The 16,214-nt window shown below is 72.6% G+C and carries 15 protein-coding genes and 1 pseudogene; 9 read left to right on the plus strand and 7 right to left on the minus strand.

The window, feature by feature from the left end:
• Positions 1 to 19 precede the first annotated feature (19 nt).
• Positions 20 to 517 (minus strand): annotated as a pseudogene (locus OHA37_RS17620) (GNAT family N-acetyltransferase); the annotation flags it as partial.
• Between the two features lie 255 nt (positions 518 to 772).
• Here OHA37_RS17620 and OHA37_RS17625 point away from each other — a divergent pair.
• Together OHA37_RS17625 and OHA37_RS17630 are read left to right on the plus strand one after the other, a co-directional pair.
• Positions 773 to 2,521, plus strand: coding sequence for a serine/threonine-protein kinase (locus OHA37_RS17625; protein WP_266906303.1), 1,749 nt, complete (start codon positions 773 to 775; stop codon positions 2,519 to 2,521).
• A 69-nt stretch (positions 2,522 to 2,590) separates the two neighbouring features.
• Positions 2,591 to 3,007 (plus strand): nuclear transport factor 2 family protein, encoded by a 417-nt coding sequence (locus tag OHA37_RS17630; protein ID WP_266906305.1) that lies wholly within the window; start codon positions 2,591 to 2,593, stop codon positions 3,005 to 3,007.
• Positions 3,008 to 3,038: 31 nt separating this feature from the next.
• Here the strand turns inward: OHA37_RS17630 and OHA37_RS17635 are convergent, their stop codons facing one another.
• The gene (locus OHA37_RS17635; RefSeq protein WP_266906307.1) at positions 3,039 to 3,662 is read right to left on the minus strand and encodes a hypothetical protein; all 624 of its coding nucleotides are present in this window, start codon (positions 3,660 to 3,662) and stop codon (positions 3,039 to 3,041) included.
• A gap of 304 nt (positions 3,663 to 3,966) precedes the next feature.
• Here OHA37_RS17635 and OHA37_RS17640 point away from each other — a divergent pair, with 304 nt between their 5' ends.
• The 6 genes from OHA37_RS17640 to OHA37_RS17665 all read left to right on the plus strand — a co-directional run bounded on the left by OHA37_RS17640 (position 3,967) and on the right by OHA37_RS17665 (position 10,508).
• Entirely contained in the window at positions 3,967 to 5,046 is a 1,080-nt protein-coding gene (locus tag OHA37_RS17640; protein ID WP_266906309.1) for an alpha/beta hydrolase, read from the plus strand.
• Complete coding sequence (locus OHA37_RS17645) at positions 5,033 to 6,340, plus strand: acyltransferase family protein (protein WP_266906311.1); 1,308 nt, start codon at positions 5,033 to 5,035, stop codon at positions 6,338 to 6,340. Before OHA37_RS17640 ends, OHA37_RS17645 begins: the two co-directional genes overlap by 14 nt.
• Complete coding sequence (locus OHA37_RS17650) at positions 6,333 to 7,766, plus strand: sensor histidine kinase (RefSeq protein WP_266906313.1); 1,434 nt, start codon at positions 6,333 to 6,335, stop codon at positions 7,764 to 7,766. Before OHA37_RS17645 ends, OHA37_RS17650 begins: the two co-directional genes overlap by 8 nt.
• Complete coding sequence (locus OHA37_RS17655; protein WP_266906315.1) at positions 7,763 to 8,437, plus strand: response regulator; 675 nt, start codon at positions 7,763 to 7,765, stop codon at positions 8,435 to 8,437. The genes OHA37_RS17650 and OHA37_RS17655 overlap by 4 nt, the downstream gene beginning before the upstream one ends.
• An 89-nt stretch (positions 8,438 to 8,526) precedes the next feature.
• Positions 8,527 to 9,852 carry a sensor histidine kinase gene (locus OHA37_RS17660; protein WP_266906317.1) on the plus strand — a complete coding sequence of 442 codons (1,326 nt, stop codon included), beginning with the start codon at positions 8,527 to 8,529 and terminating at the stop codon, positions 9,850 to 9,852.
• Positions 9,849 to 10,508, plus strand: a complete 660-nt coding sequence (locus OHA37_RS17665) for a response regulator (RefSeq protein WP_266906319.1) — start codon at positions 9,849 to 9,851, stop codon at positions 10,506 to 10,508. Before OHA37_RS17660 ends, OHA37_RS17665 begins: the two co-directional genes overlap by 4 nt.
• 291 nt (positions 10,509 to 10,799) lie before the next feature.
• Here OHA37_RS17665 and OHA37_RS17670 read toward each other — a convergent pair whose 3' ends face one another.
• From OHA37_RS17670 to OHA37_RS17680, 3 genes are all read right to left on the minus strand, one after another.
• Positions 10,800 to 11,417 carry a hypothetical protein gene (locus tag OHA37_RS17670; protein ID WP_266906321.1) on the minus strand — a complete coding sequence of 206 codons (618 nt, stop codon included), beginning with the start codon at positions 11,415 to 11,417 and terminating at the stop codon, positions 10,800 to 10,802.
• 116 nt (positions 11,418 to 11,533) lie between these two features.
• Complete coding sequence (locus OHA37_RS17675; RefSeq protein ID WP_266906323.1) at positions 11,534 to 11,920, minus strand: hypothetical protein; 387 nt, start codon at positions 11,918 to 11,920, stop codon at positions 11,534 to 11,536.
• A gap of 20 nt (positions 11,921 to 11,940) precedes the next feature.
• Positions 11,941 to 12,894, minus strand: coding sequence for a diacylglycerol kinase (locus tag OHA37_RS17680; RefSeq protein WP_266912888.1), 954 nt, complete (start codon positions 12,892 to 12,894; stop codon positions 11,941 to 11,943).
• Between the two features lie 184 nt (positions 12,895 to 13,078).
• On the opposite strand from OHA37_RS17680, the gene OHA37_RS17685 reads away from it, so the two are divergent.
• Positions 13,079 to 14,362, plus strand: a complete 1,284-nt coding sequence (locus OHA37_RS17685) for an adenylosuccinate synthase (protein WP_266906325.1) — start codon at positions 13,079 to 13,081, stop codon at positions 14,360 to 14,362.
• A gap of 114 nt (positions 14,363 to 14,476) precedes the next feature.
• Here the strand turns inward: OHA37_RS17685 and OHA37_RS17690 are convergent, their stop codons facing one another.
• Both OHA37_RS17690 and OHA37_RS17695 read right to left on the minus strand, forming a co-directional pair.
• The gene (locus OHA37_RS17690; protein ID WP_266906327.1) at positions 14,477 to 15,619 is read right to left on the minus strand and encodes an MAB_1171c family putative transporter; all 1,143 of its coding nucleotides are present in this window, start codon (positions 15,617 to 15,619) and stop codon (positions 14,477 to 14,479) included.
• Complete coding sequence (locus tag OHA37_RS17695; protein WP_266906329.1) at positions 15,616 to 16,170, minus strand: hypothetical protein; 555 nt, start codon at positions 16,168 to 16,170, stop codon at positions 15,616 to 15,618. Before OHA37_RS17695 ends, OHA37_RS17690 begins: the two co-directional genes overlap by 4 nt.
• Between the last annotated feature and the right edge of the window lie 44 nt (positions 16,171 to 16,214).

Raw genomic sequence — 16,214 nt, forward strand, 5'->3', positions numbered from 1 at the left:
CCGGCGGGGTGGTGGGCATGGTGCGAGGGTCCATGACCCAGTGGTTCGTCGACAGGATCCGGTCCGCGAACGTCACATCGCGTTCGGCGACGAACCGGAAGCCGAGAGAGCGGCAGATGCCGTTCGAAGCGCCGTTGCCCGTCGCGGGAAACGCGTGCACGAGCCCCCAGCGGTCCTCGTCACGTGCCCGTTCGAGCAGGGTGCGGACGGCCGCTTTGGCCAGTCCGCGTCCCTGGTGCTCCGGCAGGACCATCCATCCGATCTCCGACACGGGCCCGTCCTCGGTGTCGTGGGACCACAGGGTCACAGTTCCCGCCACCACCTCGGGCGCGGCCGGGTCAGGGATGATCATCTTGATCCAGCCGAGATCCGCGACCGCCTTCCGGACGTCCCTGCGGACCTTGTCCTCCATGCCTTCGCGTGGAAGCGGTCCGCCGAGGTCCGCCATCATGACGGGATCGCACCGCATCCTGACGTAGGCGTCGACATCGACGAGCTCGACGTTGCGCAACCGCACCGGCCACCCCCTGGATCGTCACACCGCCCCGGACGGCACCCCGCGGAGCGGTCCCGCGCGGAACGGTCCCGCGTCGGTCCACCATCCCAACACAGCCCGCCCGCCCACCTGGTGGAATCTCCGCATCGGGTGTGTCCTGGACCCGGAGCCACGCCCCCGCGGCCGGCCCGGGGCAAGCCCACCCCCGCAACCGGCATCGCGCCCGGCCGCACTATTGTCGGGCTCCGGCGAGTCCCGGGGGGAGGGCCACCTGTCATGGAACCACTGCACTCGCGCGACGCGGAGCACATCGGTCCGTACCGCCTGCTCGCCCGCCTCGGAACCGGCGGAATGAGCCAGGTCTACCTCGGCCGCGCCGAGGAGCACGCCCCCGGCACGGGCACCGGGACCTCCACTCATACCAACACCGGCACCGGCACCGGCACCCGGACCCTCGCCCGTACGGGCACCCGCACCGCCGCCGTGAAGCTGATCCACCCCCACCTCGCCGCCCACCCCGACTTCCGCACCCGTTTCCACCGCGAGGCCGACGCCGCCCGCCTCGTCGGCGGGGCCTGGACCGTCGCCGTCCTCGACGCCGACCCCGACGCGGAGATCCCCTGGCTGGCCACCGCCTACATCGCCGGGCCGAACCTGCGCCAAGCCGTGGGGCGCGACTTCGGCCCGTTGCCGGCCGGCTCCGTACGGGTCCTGGGCGAGGGGCTCTCGTACGCCCTCCAGGACATCCACCGTGCCGGACTCGTCCACCGGGACCTGAAGCCCGGCAACATCCTGCTCACCGCCGACGGCCCCCGCGTCATCGACTTCGGCATCGCCCGGGCCCTCGGAGCCACCGCCGATCCCGCCCTCACGCAGACCGGCGAACTCCTCGGCTCCCCCGGCTTCCTCGCCCCCGAGCAGCTCAACGGCACCCCCGTGACCCCGGCCTGCGACGTGTTCGGCCTCGGCTCGGTGCTCGCCTACGCCGCCACCGGCCGGCTGCCCTTCGGGGACCCGGACCAGCCTGGAGGCATCGCCGCGCTCCTGATGCGCGTCACCGAAGCGGAACCGGACCTGGCCGGCGTACCGGCCGAACTGCGTGACGTCGTACGCGATTGCCTGCACAAGGACCCGGCCGCCCGGCCCGGCCCCGCCGAGATCCGCGAACGGCTCGGCGCGGGGCGGAAGGACGCCCCGGACGCCCCGGCAGCCCCGGCCGCCCCGGAGTCCTGGCTGCCCGCGCCCCTCGTCGCGCGGCTCGGGCAGCACGCCATCGCCCTGCTGGACCGCGTGGACGCCGGCCCGGACCGGCCCGAGCCGGCGACCGTGCCCGCCCAGCGCACCGCGGCGGACCCGGGCCCCGGCCCGTACGCGCCGACTGCTGCGCCCGCCCCGACGCTCACGCCCGTGCCCGGGGCCTTCTCCGGACACGGGGCCTTCTCCGTGCCCGGACCCGGGCTCGCGGTCGGCGGGCGCTCCCGGTCCGCGGCCGTCTCCACGGCCCTGCTCGTCGCCGTCGCCGTGGTCGTCGCCGTCGCGGCGGGCGGCACGGTGTACACCGTCATGAGCGGATCCGGCGAGGGTTCGCCCCGCTCCCACCACGGCGCCGTCCCGGCCGGCTCGTCCGGCCCGCGGGGCACCACTCCTGCCCCTTCTGCCCCTTCCAGCCCTTCCAGCCCTTCCAGCCCTTCCGCCACTTTGGCCACGCTCCCCGCGGCCTACGCCGGCACCTGGCGGACCACGTACGGCGATCAGAGCTGGCAGCTCACCCTCAGCCCCGGAACGGCCGGCTCCGACGTCATGTCCCTGACCCTCCAGGCCCCGGGACTCAGCTGCGCGTGGACCGCCCCGCTGCGCTCGGCCACCGCCGACAGTGTCGGGCTTGACCCCTCCACGGTGATCTCCGGTGCGCCGCCGTCGTGTTCGCCGGGCGGCCGGAGCACCCTGCGGCTGCTCTCCAACGGGAACCTGGTGCGGGAGCTCGACGGCAGCGCCGCCCTCCCGCTCACGTACCGGCGGCGCTGATTATGTCGATGTCAATAAGCCTGTAGGCAAAGCTTGTTGCATTCCGCGCTCCCCCGCACACTGCGGCACATGGAGCCGTTGAAGGTAGTGGCACGACTGTGGGAGCGGATCGAGGCACGCGACTGGGACGGAGTGGCCCTGCTGATCGCCGAGCACGCGGTGATCGAGTGGCCCGTGAGCAGCGAACGCATCGTCGGTCGCGACAACTTCATCGCCGTCATCAGCGATGACGACTACGCGGACGAGAGATCCGTCGACGTGCTCCGCATCCTCGCGGACGGCGATCTCGTCGTGACCGAGGTGGAGATACCTCAGGACCACGTCGTCTACCGCGCCGTCTCCCTGTGGACCGTACGGAACGGGCAGATCGCCGGCGCCCGGGAGTACTGGACCAGCCCCGGCCAGGACCCGGCCCCGCGCTGGCGCGCCGGTTTCGTCGAACCGCTCGTGGAGCCGTCGCTCGCCGAGTCCCTGGCGGCGGACTGAGCGGGTCCCGACCCGCCCGGCTGGGCCCGCCTCAGAAGGAGGGCGCGTCCAGCAGCCGCTCCAACCGCACCTCGGTCACGCTCACGCCGTCGGGAGCGCCGAACGCCTCGATCATCACGCTGTTGCCGATGTCGGTCACCTCCAGGGCCGGGTGATCGGCCCCCACGCGCAGGTCGATCCGGACCACGGGCTCGCCGTTGAAGTCCGGCATGCGGTGGATGCGCGCCGCCGGGTACTGCAGGCCGATGAGCTTGTTCCGCAGTTCCTCGTACGTGCCCGTGTTCGTCCCCGAGAAGGCCCGGCTGATGCGCGTTTGGTGCCGCTGGGCCACGCACTCCTCCGTCGCGTCCAGCGGCACCGCGTCGACCGGTACGGGCTGGACGGAGTCGGGCGCCGGCTCCACCGCGGTGGTGGTGCCGGCCTCGGCGGACGACGCCACCGCGTCGACGGTGAGGGACAGGTCCGGGGCGCAACTCTGCCCGATGAGGTCCGCCAGTTCGAGGAACCGCACCTCGGCGTCCTGGTCGCTCGCCGCGACGGCGCCGGGCACTGAGGTCGGGGCGGCGGTGGCGTTCTGCGCGCCGAGACCGGCCAGGACGACGACGCCGCTCAGGGCGGCCACCAGCAGGGACTTCGGGAGAAGAGTTGTTCGCATGTCCGTACGATGCGGCCGGCTGGCCACCGGCCACATGAGTACCCGTACTCAACCCACCGGGAGCACGAACTCACCCACCAACTCCCCCAGTCACCCGGTCACCCGGTCACCCGGTCCCCGAGTCACCCGGTCACTCAGTCGCCAACGCCCGGCGAACCGCCCTCTGAGTAGCCCCTGTCATACCTGAGAGCTACTTGGGAAGTGGGCTCTCCAGTGGGACGCCGACCAGGGCTCCCGATTCCTAACTTCGTGACCAGAGAACACCGCACGAACTCCCCTCTGGCACGAGCGAAGGAACGGACTCATGAACCGCCGACCGCGACCCACCGCACGTCCCGACGGCCGCCGCGGCGGCCGTCTGCGCCGCACGCTGCTGGCCGGGCTCGTCGCCGCGGCCGTGGTGTTCCCCGTTTCCGCCGCCGCTTCCCCGGACGTCCCCGCGCCGGCCCCGGCGGTCCTCGGCGAGAGCGCCGCCCTCCCCGACCGGTACGCCGCCCACCTCGCCAACCTCGCCGAGGCGGCCCGTACGGCGCAGAACGCCGGCCGCCAGGGCCGCGCGGCGAAGCTCCGGGCGATGGAGGCGGGCGGCGATGCCCGGTTCCTCGTCTTCGACGGGCGCGGCAAGGGCCGCGCGATAGAGGTGTTCGGCGATCTGGAAACCGCCGACCGGGTCGCGGTCCTGGTCCCCGGGTCGGACACGACGCTGGACACCTACCAGAGGTTCCGCGCCGGAGCCGTCGCCCTTCAGCAGCGCCTCCGCGCCGAGCACCCCCGGTCCGCCGTGGTCGCCTGGCTCGGGTACGACACCCCCGGCACGGTCAGCCCGGCCGTCCTGACCACCGGCCGCGCCGACGAGGCCGCCGCCGAACTCGGCTCCTTCCTTCCCCGGTTGGCCCGGCTGGCCGCCCCGGAGGCCCGCCTCTCGCTCCTCTGCCATTCCTACGGATCCGTCGTCTGCGCCCGTACGGGGACGGGCCCCGAGGTCACCGACATCGCGCTGTTCGGCAGTCCGGGCACGGCGGCCGGTTCCGCCGCGGACCTGCCGACCCGGGCCCGGGTCTGGGCCGGCCGGGGCGGATCCGACTGGATCTCCGGTGTCCCGCACGTCCGCGTCGGCGGCATCGGCTTCGGCACCGATCCCGTGGACCCGGCCTTCGGAGCCCTGCCCTTCGCGGCCGGATCCGGGGGCCACAGCGACTACCTCAAGCCGGGCACCGAGTCCCTGAACAGTCTGGCCGGGATCGTGCTCGGCGCCTCCCCGGCGGCCCGGCCCGTCCCGGGCCCCGCTCCCGCAGCTGCCTCCGCCTCGTCCCCCACCGCCCTGACCGCCCTCCTCGCCCCGTCCGCCCCCGCTGCTCCGGAGGTCTCCCGTGCGCGTGCGTGAACCGCAGACCCGCTGGTCCGTCCTCGCGGACCGGATCGACTCCGGAACCCCCGCCCACCGGGACCGGGCCGTGGACGCCCTCCGGGCCTTCGCCATCCTCGGCGTGGTGCTGGGCCACTGGCTGGTCACCGCGCTCACCAGCGCCGACGGCGGCCTCAGCAGCACCAGCCCGCTGGCCCACCTGAGCGGACTGGCCCCGGTCTCCTGGGTGTTCCAGACCCTGGCCGTCTTCTTCCTGGTCGGCGGCCACGTCGCCGCCCAGGGGTACGCGTCGGCGCGCGGCCGCGGAGTCCCGTACGGGCAGTGGGTCCGTCAGCGTCTCGGCAGGCTGTTCCGGCCGGTCGCCGCCGTCCTGGTCCTCTGGAGCATCGCCGCCGGCGGCATGCTGCTCGGCGGCGTCGGGACGGACACCGTCCGGACCCTGCTCAAGCTCGTCCTGTCACCTCTGTGGTTCCTCCTCGTCTTCGCCGCGCTGACCGCCGCGACCCCGCTCGTCGCCCGGCTGAGCCCGCTGTGGCCGCTGGCCGTGGTGGCCTCGGTCGATGTCTGGCGGTTCGGGTTCGGCGGGCCCGAAGGGATCGGCTGGGTCAATGTGGCCGCCGGCTGGCTGGTGCCCTACACCCTGGGCGCCGCCTGGTCGCGGGGTGCCTTCGCCCGGCGTACCCCGGCCGCCCTTCTGCTGGGCGGGGGGATCGCCGCCACGACCGCACTGATCCTCTGGGGCGGGTACCCCGCTTCGATGGTCGGCGTCCCCGGAGCCGCGATCTCGAATCTGAACCCGCCGACGCTGGCCGCCGTGGCGTTCGGACTGGCCCAGTGCGGGCTGGCGCTGCTGCTGCGGGGACCGCTGGCCCGGGTGATGAGCCGGCCACGGGCCTGGGCGAAGGTGGCCCTTGTGAACCTGTCCGCCATGACGATCTTCCTGTGGCACCAGACCGCGATGATGGCCGTCACCGCCCTGGGACTGCTGATCTCCACCGATCTGCCGGGCCTGCACACCGTGCCGGACTCCGCGGAGTGGATAGCCGTCCGGCTGCTCTGGCTGCCCGTGTTCGCAGCGGCGCTGGCGGTCTGCTGGGCCGCCTTCCACACCTACGAGCAGGTCGGCGGCCGCCCCCGTGGCCGGACCCGGCGCGGATCCTCCGGCGCACCGGCCGCCCCCTCCCGGATCGTCGCCTCGTCCGCCGCGGCCCGGCGGAGTGCCTCCCCCGTAGCTCCCACCTCCTCAACTCCGGCCGGTGAAAGCACAGTCACCGGGCCGGTGGCTCCCGCCAAGGAGAACCTCCATGCCTAGGCTGGGCGATGTGAACGAGCAGAGCGAGCCCCCGACTCCGGCCCCGAGCCCGGATCCGGGTCCGGGTCCGGCCGACCACGCGGCCGTGGCTGCGACCGCGGGCGGCAGGGAGCCGGGAGACGCCCCCGCCAGGGCCTCGGCCGTGGTGCGGGGTGTGGCCCGGGGGCTGCTGGACCTGAAGTCCGATCCCCTGCCGAGGATGTCGCGGCCACGCTGGCTGGCCTGGGGCCCGCACGTGGTGCTCACCTATCTGGCGCTGGCCTTCTTCGCCGTCACCACGGAGCAGCTCGGCAACCACTACGGGGTCCACGGCTCCGTCCGGTCGTTGCTGGGGACCCTGGTCGGCGTGTCCATCGTGATCGCGATGCGGTGGCCGATGGCCGGGTACTGGCTCGGCCTGACCGCGGCGGGGCTGATCGCCGGTCAGATCCACGGCCACGTCGGGCAGGGCCAGAGCTGGCCGTGGATGCCTGCCGGACTGTTCGCCTTCGCCCCGGTGCTGCTGCTGGTGTCCCTGCGGGTGCCGCCCCGGGTGACCGTCGGGGCCGTCACCGTCGTCATCGCGTACACCGGGCTGGCCGAGGGCCTCTTCAGACCCGAGAACAGCGGCACCGGAACCCCCGGGGCCATCCTTCTGTTCGCCTTCACCGGCCTCCTCGGCTACGCCCTGCGCGCGACCCGGCTGACCCGCACACAGCTCGTCCGGCAGGAGACCCTCACCGAGGAGGAGCGCGCCCGGCGCACCCTGCTGGAGGAGCGCAGCCGGATCGCCCGTGAGCTGCACGACGTCGTCGCGCACCACATGTCGGTGATCTCCATCCAGGCGCAGGTGGCCCCCTATCTCGTGGAGAACCCGTCGGAGGAGCTCAAGGAGAACCTGGCCGGGATCCGCGCGAATGCCGTGGAGGCCCTGACGGAGCTGCGCCGCGTGCTGGGGGTGCTGCGTTCCGAGCACCCCGACGAGGCCAGCGGTCCGCACCATCCGCAGCCCACCCTGGCCGAGTTGGACGGCCTCGTGGACAACGTGCGGGCCGCCGGGCTGGACGTCACCGTCGAGATCGCGGGCATCCGCCGCCCGTTGTCCCCCGGGGTGGAGCTCACGGCGTACCGGATCGTGCAGGAGGCGCTGAGCAACTGCCTGCGCCACGCGCCCGGCTCCCGCGTGGAGGTCGGCATCGCCTACGGACCCCGCGATGTGCACCTGTGCGTGGCCAACACGACCCCCACCCGGCCGGCCCCGCCGACCATGGGAGCGGGGCACGGGCTGCTGGGGATGCGGGAGCGAGCGGGCATGCTGGGGGGCGAGCTGGCCGCCGGCCCCCGCCCCGACGGAGGGTACGAGGTGAGCGCCGTACTACCGATGGATCCCGCGCCCCCGGGCGGCGGGCCTTCCCCCGCCCCCGCGACGATGGACAAGGACTCATGACTGCTGCCCCGATCAAGGTGATGATCGCCGACGACCAGATGATGGTCCGCCAGGGCTTCACCGTGCTCCTCGACGCCCAGCCCGACATCGAGGTCGTCGGTCAGGCCGTCGACGGCGCCGAGGCCGTGGCCAAGGTCGCCGAACTGGCCCCGGACGTGGTCCTGATGGACATCCGGATGCCCGGGATGGGCGGGATCGAGGCCACCTCCCTCATCACCGCCGTCCCGGGCTCCGCGGTGAAGGTGCTGGTGCTGACCACCTTCGACCTCGACGAGTACGTGTACGAGGCGCTGCGCGCCGGCGCCTCGGGGTTCCTCCTCAAGGACGCCTCCGCCGATCAGCTGGCGGAGGCGGTCCGCGTCATCGCTGCCGGGGAAGCCCTCCTCGCGCCGAACATCACGAAGCGGCTGATCACCGAGTTCTCCCGGCTGGGAGCTCCGCGGGCGCCTTCGAAGGCGCGGATCGACGAGCTGACGGAGCGGGAGACGGAGGTCCTGTCGCTGGTCGCCCAGGGCATGTCGAACGCGGAGATCGCCCGGCACCTGGTCCTGGCCGAGCAGACGGTCAAAACGCACGTGGGCCGGATCCTGGTGAAGCTGGGCCTGCGGGACCGCACGCAGGCGGCGGTGTTCGCGTACGAGACGGGCCTGATCCGTCCGACGGGCTACTGAAGCGGCCCCGGTAGTACTTGAGGGGGACCCCGGGAAATCCCCTTCAGCGGCGACGCGGACCAGGCCAGGGCCCACCTACCGTGGGGAGCATGACCGAGACGACCCCCGGGGCGACCCCCCGGGCCCCAGAGATCCGGCTGGCTTCGGGCTTCATCCAGAGCCTGCGCCAGGCTCTGATCACCGATGCCTTCGCCTACCGCCCACTGCCCCCGATGCGCACGGACGGGCCGCTGACCCGGCTGCTCCCGAAGCGGATACGGGTGGAGGCCGCACACCTGCCGCACGCATCCGTCTGCCTGATCGCGTTCCTCGTGGTGGTCTTCACCTCGATCACCACCGGTCTGCCCCAGGCCGCTTCCCTGGTGATGGGGCTGCTCGCGGCAACCCCGATCGCGATGACCCTGGTGCGGCCGCTGGGGGCGTTCTGGGTCGCCGTGGCGGTCACCCTGGTCTTCTCGGTCGTCAGCGGCTCCGATCCCAACTGGCCGTGGATCCCCGCCACCTTCTTCTCGTACCTCGCGACGGTGACCCTGGTGGCGATGCGGACCAGTCCCCGGACGGCCGGCTGGATGTGGGTGGTCACGCTGTCGATCGGCATCGGGACGTCCATCGTGCTCGGCCACGGCCAGAACATCAACGTCGGCCCGATGGCCTTCGCCTCGGCGATCGCCCTGCTCGCGGTGAGCCTCCGCACGATCCGCAAGCAGGCGGAGCAGGAGGTCACCGCGCAGCAGGAGGTCACCGCCGTCGAGCGGGACCGGCGCACCCTGCTGGAGGAGCGGACCACGATCGCGCGGGAACTCCACGACGTGGTCGCCCACCACATGTCGGTGGTGGCCATCCAGGCGGAGGCCGCGCCCTACCGGGTGAAGAATCCGCCGCCGGAGCTGGAGGCAGCGTTCGTCACCATCCGGGAGAACGCGGTGGCGGCCCTGACCGAGCTGCGCCGGGTGCTGGGTGTCGTCCGCTCCGCGGACTACGAGGCGCCGGACGCCCCGCAGCCGACGCTGGCCTCGCTGGACGGACTGCTGGCCAATGTGCGAGAGGCCGGGCTGAGCGTGGACAAGACCGTGACGGGCGCGGTGCGCGAACTGCCGCCGGGCGTGGAGCTGTCGGCCTACCGGATCATCCAGGAGGCCCTGAGCAACACCCTGCGGCACGCCCCGGGCGCCGCCGCCGGGGTCGAGGTCTCGTACGTGCTGGGCGGGCTGGGGCTGCGCATCGTCAACGAGGCCGGCACCGGAGATGTGCGGCCCTCGCCGGGGGCCGGTCAGGGGGTCACCGGGATGCGTGAGCGGGTGGCCATGCTGGAAGGGGAGATGACCGCCGGGGAGCTTGCCTCCGGGGGGTTCGAGGTGGCGGTGTTCATACCCGTGGCCGGCAGCCGCCCGGATCTGGCGAAGGATCCGGCATGACGATCAGAGTGCTCATCGTCGACGACCAGATGATGGTCCGTGAGGGCTTCTCCGTCCTGCTGAACGCGATGGAAGGCATCGAAGTGGCCGGGGAGGCGGTGAACGGGCGGGAGGCCATCGCCCAAGTGGCGGCGCTGAAGCCGGATGTGGTGCTGATGGACATCCGGATGCCGGAGATGAACGGCCTGGAGGCGACCCGGGAGATCGTGGCCGCCGACACGGACGCGAAGGTGCTGGTCCTGACGACCTTCGACCTCGACGAGTACGTGTACCAGGCCCTGCGCGCCGGGGCCTCCGGGTTCCTCCTCAAGGACGCCTCCGCCCGCCAACTGGCCGACGGAGTCAGGGTGGTGGCGGCCGGGGAGGCGCTGCTGGCGCCTTCCGTGACCAAGCGGCTGATCACGGAGTTCTCGAAGTTGTCGGAGACCCGGACGCAGGTGGGCTCCGCGGGGGTCACGGAGCTGACGGAGCGGGAGACCGAGGTGCTGGTGCTGATCGCACAGGGGTTGTCCAACGCGGAGATAGCGGATCGCCTGATCATCGCCGAGTCCACCATCAAGACGCACGTGAGCCGGATCCTGGTGAAGCTGGGACTGCGGGACCGCACGCAGGCGGCGGTGTTCGCGTACGAGACCCGGCTGGTGACGCCCGCTTAGGCCGCTCCGAAAAGTTGTCCACAGCTGTGGACAACTTTTCCGAAGAGAGTGGATCAAGGAATGCCGAGGCTCGGGCCGCCCGGTCCCGGCGGCGCGCGGCGATCAGGGCAGCGGCCGGGAGAGCCGCCGCCAGCGCGGTCGACATCAGCAGAGAAGCCCAGGTCGGGGCCCCGCAGCCGGAGATCCGGGGCGGGCGGGCCGCCCCTCGGCCGGGCCGGGGTAGGCCGCCAGAGAGTTGAGCGCGCCCGCACTCGTGCAGTCCAGGCCGACACCCCGGCCCGGTCCGGGACCTCATCGAGGCGGCTGGCTCCGCCCGAGCGCGCCTCGCCGCCACAGCCTGCGTGCCCGGCCCAGTTCCCGGGCGCGCGGAGCCCACACCACGGCCCCGGGCCCCGGGTCCCCGGCCAGCCACACGAACCGCTCCGGCGGAGGATCCTCGGCCGGCGACTCCGATGGCGACGGCGGCAGGGCCGACTGCGGGAGCGCCGGATCGGTACGGGGCCACGCACGTGGCGGCAGCACCCGCCGCCCCAGCGGTCCCAGGGTGAGCACCCACGGCCCGCGGCGGCCGGGGCCGCCGGAGCCGCCGCTCAGGACCAGCAGCGGCGGCAGCCCGTACCCGCGCAGCACCCGGAGGTCGTACGGGGTCCAGCGCAGCTCCGGGTCCCGCAGGGCTCGGTGCACGCGCTGGGCGACGTAGAGCTCCCGGAGGGCGACCAGCACGGGCAGGCACAGCAGCCCCAGCAGGACCGCCTGCAAGGACGTGGGGCGAGTGATCAGGGCCCCGATCAGCGCGGGCCAGCACAGCACCGGCAGCAGCAGGATGAGCAGCGCGTCCTGCCGCCAGTCGCTGAGCGCACCCCGGACGGCCGCCTCCCCGGGCGGCCCCGGCACCAGCGACCCGCCCACCGACAGTTCACCCGCCGGTGACCCACCCACCGGTGGCCCGCCCACCGGCGACCCACCCGCCAGTGATCCGACCGCCGATGGCCCGCCCGCCGGCGTCTCTCCCGCCGGGTCCCCGGTCACCACGCGAAGTTCCGGTGGAGGCCCAGGGCGATGCCGGAGAGGGCCGTCGCGGCGCCGAGGGTGCCTGGCAGGCCCGTCCGGCGTGTGCCCGGGCCGGCTTCGTCGACCTCGTGGAGGCGGCCCCGCCAGGGGTGGTAGGTCGCCGCCTTCGCCGAGCAGCGGAAGTCAGCGGTTCGCTCCCCGTCCCCGAAGGCCCGGTCCCGCCAGCCCACCACGCAGGTCCTCTCGTCCGAGCTCCGGCCGACCACCCGCAAGGACACGGTCGGGTCGGCGTAGGCAGCGCTGATCCCCCCGTACAGGGCGAACACGCGCACGGCGGCCCGGGCGAGCGTCACCCACCGGAACACACCGGCCCACCAGGGAACGTCCACGATCCCTGCCATCGGCCCCCGCCCTCCCCGCGTCAGCGCTGCAGCGGCAGTGTCAGCCCCCACGCCCCCGGGTGCAAGGTCCACGTACGGCGGCGGACCGGACCGGTGATTCCGACGTCCGACCGGTAGCGGAAATCCTCCCCGGACACCGTCACGGCCGAGGCCCGCGCCCGCACGACCCGGCCGGAACCGGAACCGGAACCGGAAGCAGAGTCGGGGTCGGAGTCCGCACCCGAGCCGGACCCGAGCCCGAGCCCCGGTGTCGTCACCGCCCCCATCCGGACCAGCACGTCCGCCAGCCCGTCGCCCTCCCGGGCCGACACGGTGACGTCCTGCACCATCCGGTCCACGTCCGCCAGGACCACCCCGTCGGCCTCCACCCGCAGCCGGTGGCCCCCGCCGGACCCCGTGGCGGAGGAAGCCCCCGCCGGCGGGCGGACGAACGTACGGACCAGCGAGCGGTACGCGTTCCACACCGACGGCCCGGCCGGCCGCGGCACGCCCCCGGGCCCCGGCCGGGACCCGGCCGCGGCCCCCACGGGCGGCGGCGGGATGCCGATCCCGCCCAGCACCACCCCGTCGCTGTCGTCGACCAGCAGGTCCCGCATGCCGACGGCCCCGTCCAGGACCGCCCGCGCGGCCGACACGGCCGACAGCGGCACGCCGAGCTGCAGAGCCAGTACGAGCGACGCGGCCGGCCCCACCGGAATCAGCGAAACGGCCCCCTCGGACAGCGCCCGCTCACGGTGCAGCAGCCCGACGGCCCGAACGAGCGCGCGGTCGTCGCCCACGATCACCGGCTGCCGATGACCCCGGCGGGCAAGGGCCCGCGCAAACTCCTCCTGTGAGTCCGGGAGACAAATTTTCGCCGCCGCCCCCGCTGACAACACATCTTTCGCAATTCGCACGGACTCGCCGTCAAGACGGCGGGCGACCGGGTCGACGAGCACGAGCAGGCCGCCTACCGGCGCGCCCGCATGGCTCATGGTGGGCTCTGGAGCCGACACCTCGGTCCTTCCTCGGGTAGCATCTTTGTGCAAGAGGCCCTTGCGCTATTGCGCCAGGGCCTTCGTCTATTCCGGGGTACCGGTCCGACGGCTCAGCCTGCGGTGTACATCGTCGTACGCCCCCTGACCTTGGACATGCCCCATCCGGAAGAGGTGTACGCCTGTGCCCGCTCTTGTGCTGCTCGGAGCTCAGTGGGGTGACGAGGGCAAGGGAAAGGCCACCGACCTGCTCGGTGGATCCGTTGACTATGTAGTGCGTTACCAGGGCGGCAACAACGCCGGCCACACGGTCGTCGTAGGCGACCAGAAGTACGCACTGCACCTTCTCCCTTCCGGCATCCTCTCCCCCGGATGCACCCCGGTCATCGGCAACGGTGTCGTCGTCGACCCGGCCGTCCTGCTCTCCGAGCTGCGCGGCCTGAACGAGCGCGGCATCGACACCTCAAAGCTGCTGCTCAGCGGCAACGCGCACCTGATCACGCCGTACAACGTCACCCTCGACAAGGTCGGCGAGCGCTTCCTCGGCAAGCGCAAGATCGGTACGACCGGCCGCGGCATCGGCCCGACGTACGCGGACAAGATCAACCGCATCGGCATCCGCGTCCAGGACCTCTACGACGAGTCGATCCTCACCCAGAAGGTCGAAGCGGCGCTGGAGGGCAAGAACCAGCTCCTCGCGAAGCTGTACAACCGCCGCGCGATCGACCCGGCCCAGATCGTCGAAGAGATGCTCCAGTACGCGGAGCAGATCAAGCCGTACGTCGCCGACACCACCCTGATCATCAACAACGCGCTCGACGAGGACAAGGTCGTGCTCTTCGAGGGCGGCCAGGGCACTCTGCTCGACGTCGACCACGGCACGTACCCCTTCGTCACCTCCTCGAACCCGACCGCCGGTGGCGCCTGCACCGGTGCGGGCGTCGGTCCGACGAAGATCAGCCGCGTCATCGGCATCCTGAAGGCGTACACGACCCGTGTCGGCTCCGGCCCGTTCCCGACCGAGCTGTTCGACGCGGACGGCGAGGCCCTGCGCCGCATCGGCGGCGAGCGCGGTGTGACCACCGGCCGTGACCGCCGCTGCGGCTGGTTCGACGCCCCGATCGCCCGCTACGCGACCCGCGTCAACGGCCTGACGGACTTCTTCCTCACCAAGCTGGACGTGCTGACCGGCTGGGAAGAGATCCCGGTCTGCGTCGCGTACGAGATCGACGGCAAGCGCGTCGAGGAGCTCCCGTACTCGCAGTCGGACTTCCACCACGCGAAGCCGATCTACGAAAACTTCCCCGGCTGGTCCGAGGACATCACCAAGGCCAAGACCTTCGCGGACCTCCCGAAGAACGCCCAGGCGTACGTCAAGGCCCTGGAGGAGATGTCGGGCGCCCCGATCTCCGCGATCGGCGTCGGCCCCGGCCGCACCGAGACGATCGAGATCAACTCGTTCCTCTAAGCGGTACCTGCACCGAGCCCGAAGGGGCGGCCCCAGCGGCCGCCCCTTCGGCGTACCCGAGGCCCCAGGGCGATGCCCGGCCGCAGGGCGATGCCCGGCCGGGCGGAGGCGTGCTCACCTCATACGAGCGACGGCCGCCTCGACGGCGGGAGTCGACACGGCCGCCGCCACCCTCCGCATCCAGGCCATCTCCGCGTCGATGTCCGGCGCCTCCCGCAGGAGCGGGTGTTCCGCGGCCGACGGCGCCGCCCCCGCCCGTTCGTTCTCCACGGCGAACAGCACCAGGGCCGCTTCGAAGGCCGCGTCCAGCGCGCTTCCCGTCAGCCCCGCGCCGGTCAGCTCCTCCCGTACGCGCGCCTCCCGCTCCGGGGGCACGTGGCCGGACACCGCCATCGCGGCGTCCCGGATCTCTATGACGTACCGGTAGCGCACGAACTCGTGGTCCCGGCTCAGCGCTTCGGGCAACGGCAGGACCACTTCGGGCGTCACCGCCGTGAGCAGTTCCCACAGCGGGCGCAGCACCCGGCGGTCCCTGCGCAACCGGCGGCGCCTCGCCGCTTCGGCCAGCGAGGGATAGGCCGTGCTGGCGATGAGCAGCACAAGAGTGCAGGCCAGCAGTATTTGCGTGGTGGCGGCGACCCCGGCCGTACTGGTCGATCCGGCCACGGCCGCCGCGAGGTACACCAGTCGGTGGATGACGTAGAGCAGACCGAAACAGCTGGCCAGCCCCAGCAGGTTCATCGAGGTGCGCGACGGGCCGGGCGAGGCCTGGCGGCCGTAGCGCCAGCACAGGTGGATCGCGCTCACCACCCCGTAGGCGATGTAGGCGAGGAAGATCGCCCAGTACACCTGCATGAGGGGCAGATCCGTACGCGTCACCAGGTCGGTGTCACCGTCCGGGAGCGGCGACGCGAAGAACGTGGTGACCAGTCCGGCCTCCGCGAGGCCGAGCAGGACCCAGCGCAGCCACGCCTTCGAGGTCCGCCGGCCACCGGTCGCCTCCCGGATGAATTCGAAGAGCGCCGTCATCGCGCACAGGGCCAGCACGTGCACGGGCAGGTTGGTGAAGCTCTCGATGCCCACGGCAGCGTCGAGGACCCTTCGGACCGCCGGCACCCCGATGGTGAAGATCACGGCCCACAGCATCCACATCGTCCACAGGACGCGGTCCCGCCTGGACGCCGACCTCAGGTGCGGAACCTTCCAGAGGGCGAACAGCCACAGGGGCGGGATGACGACGATGTCGAACGGCCTCAAGTGCGCGCCTGCCCGCCGCGGCCGGTGAACGCTCCGAGCACCCGGTTGAGGGTCTTCGCCGTGTCCGAGGTGGCCGTCGCCACGGCGACGGGGGTCGCGTTGAAGCGCTGCCACATGACGGAAGCCAGCAGCTCCGCCTCCTGTTCCTGGCGGGTGGTGGCCTTGGTACGGCCGCGGCCCAGGAGCCGGGTGACCATCTCGGGGTCCAGGTCGGGGAAGAGCTGCGCCAGCATCTCGGGGTGCGGAACGCTTGGCTCCCGGTGGTCCAGGAGGATGTGGGCCAGCTCGTGCAGGATGATGTGCGTCTGGTGGGGCCGACTCGCGACAGGGGTGTAGTAGACGAGGTCCGCGGCGCCCATGGACACCCACATCCCGCATATTCCGGAGCCGTCGGCGAAGTCGGCGGGCATCGGAAGCAGGGTCAGCGGGCGTCCCCTTTCCGCGGCGACGGCGGCGCAGAGGTCCTCGACCTCGAAGGGGTGCGGAACGTCGTAGTGCTGCACCACCTGCTCGTATCTCGCCCGCAGCTGCCGCCAGTCATCGCGCCGCATGTCCCCGCCCCGCCGTGTCGACCGAACACGCGGCCGCCCGGCGG

The sequence above is a fragment of the Streptomyces sp. NBC_00335 genome (assembly GCF_036127095.1).
Lineage (GTDB): Bacteria > Actinomycetota > Actinomycetes > Streptomycetales > Streptomycetaceae > Streptomyces.

What these genes read in the sequence shown, in the direction of transcription:
- OHA37_RS17625 (WP_266906303.1), top strand. Translation starts at nt 773, where the DNA reads ATGGAACCACTGCACTCGCGCGACGCGGAGCACATCGGTCCGTACCGC.
- OHA37_RS17630 (WP_266906305.1), top strand. Translation starts at nt 2,591, where the DNA reads ATGGAGCCGTTGAAGGTAGTGGCACGACTGTGGGAGCGGATCGAGGCA.
- OHA37_RS17635 (WP_266906307.1), bottom strand. Translation starts at nt 3,662, where the DNA reads ATGCGAACAACTCTTCTCCCGAAGTCCCTGCTGGTGGCCGCCCTGAGC.
- OHA37_RS17640 (WP_266906309.1), top strand. Translation starts at nt 3,967, where the DNA reads ATGAACCGCCGACCGCGACCCACCGCACGTCCCGACGGCCGCCGCGGC.
- OHA37_RS17650 (WP_266906313.1), top strand. Translation starts at nt 6,333, where the DNA reads ATGCCTAGGCTGGGCGATGTGAACGAGCAGAGCGAGCCCCCGACTCCG.
- OHA37_RS17655 (WP_266906315.1), top strand. Translation starts at nt 7,763, where the DNA reads ATGACTGCTGCCCCGATCAAGGTGATGATCGCCGACGACCAGATGATG.
- OHA37_RS17660 (WP_266906317.1), top strand. Translation starts at nt 8,527, where the DNA reads ATGACCGAGACGACCCCCGGGGCGACCCCCCGGGCCCCAGAGATCCGG.
- OHA37_RS17665 (WP_266906319.1), top strand. Translation starts at nt 9,849, where the DNA reads ATGACGATCAGAGTGCTCATCGTCGACGACCAGATGATGGTCCGTGAG.
- OHA37_RS17675 (WP_266906323.1), bottom strand. Translation starts at nt 11,920, where the DNA reads ATGGCAGGGATCGTGGACGTTCCCTGGTGGGCCGGTGTGTTCCGGTGG.
- OHA37_RS17680 (WP_266912888.1), bottom strand. Translation starts at nt 12,894, where the DNA reads ATGAGCCATGCGGGCGCGCCGGTAGGCGGCCTGCTCGTGCTCGTCGAC.
- OHA37_RS17695 (WP_266906329.1), bottom strand. Translation starts at nt 16,170, where the DNA reads ATGCGGCGCGATGACTGGCGGCAGCTGCGGGCGAGATACGAGCAGGTG.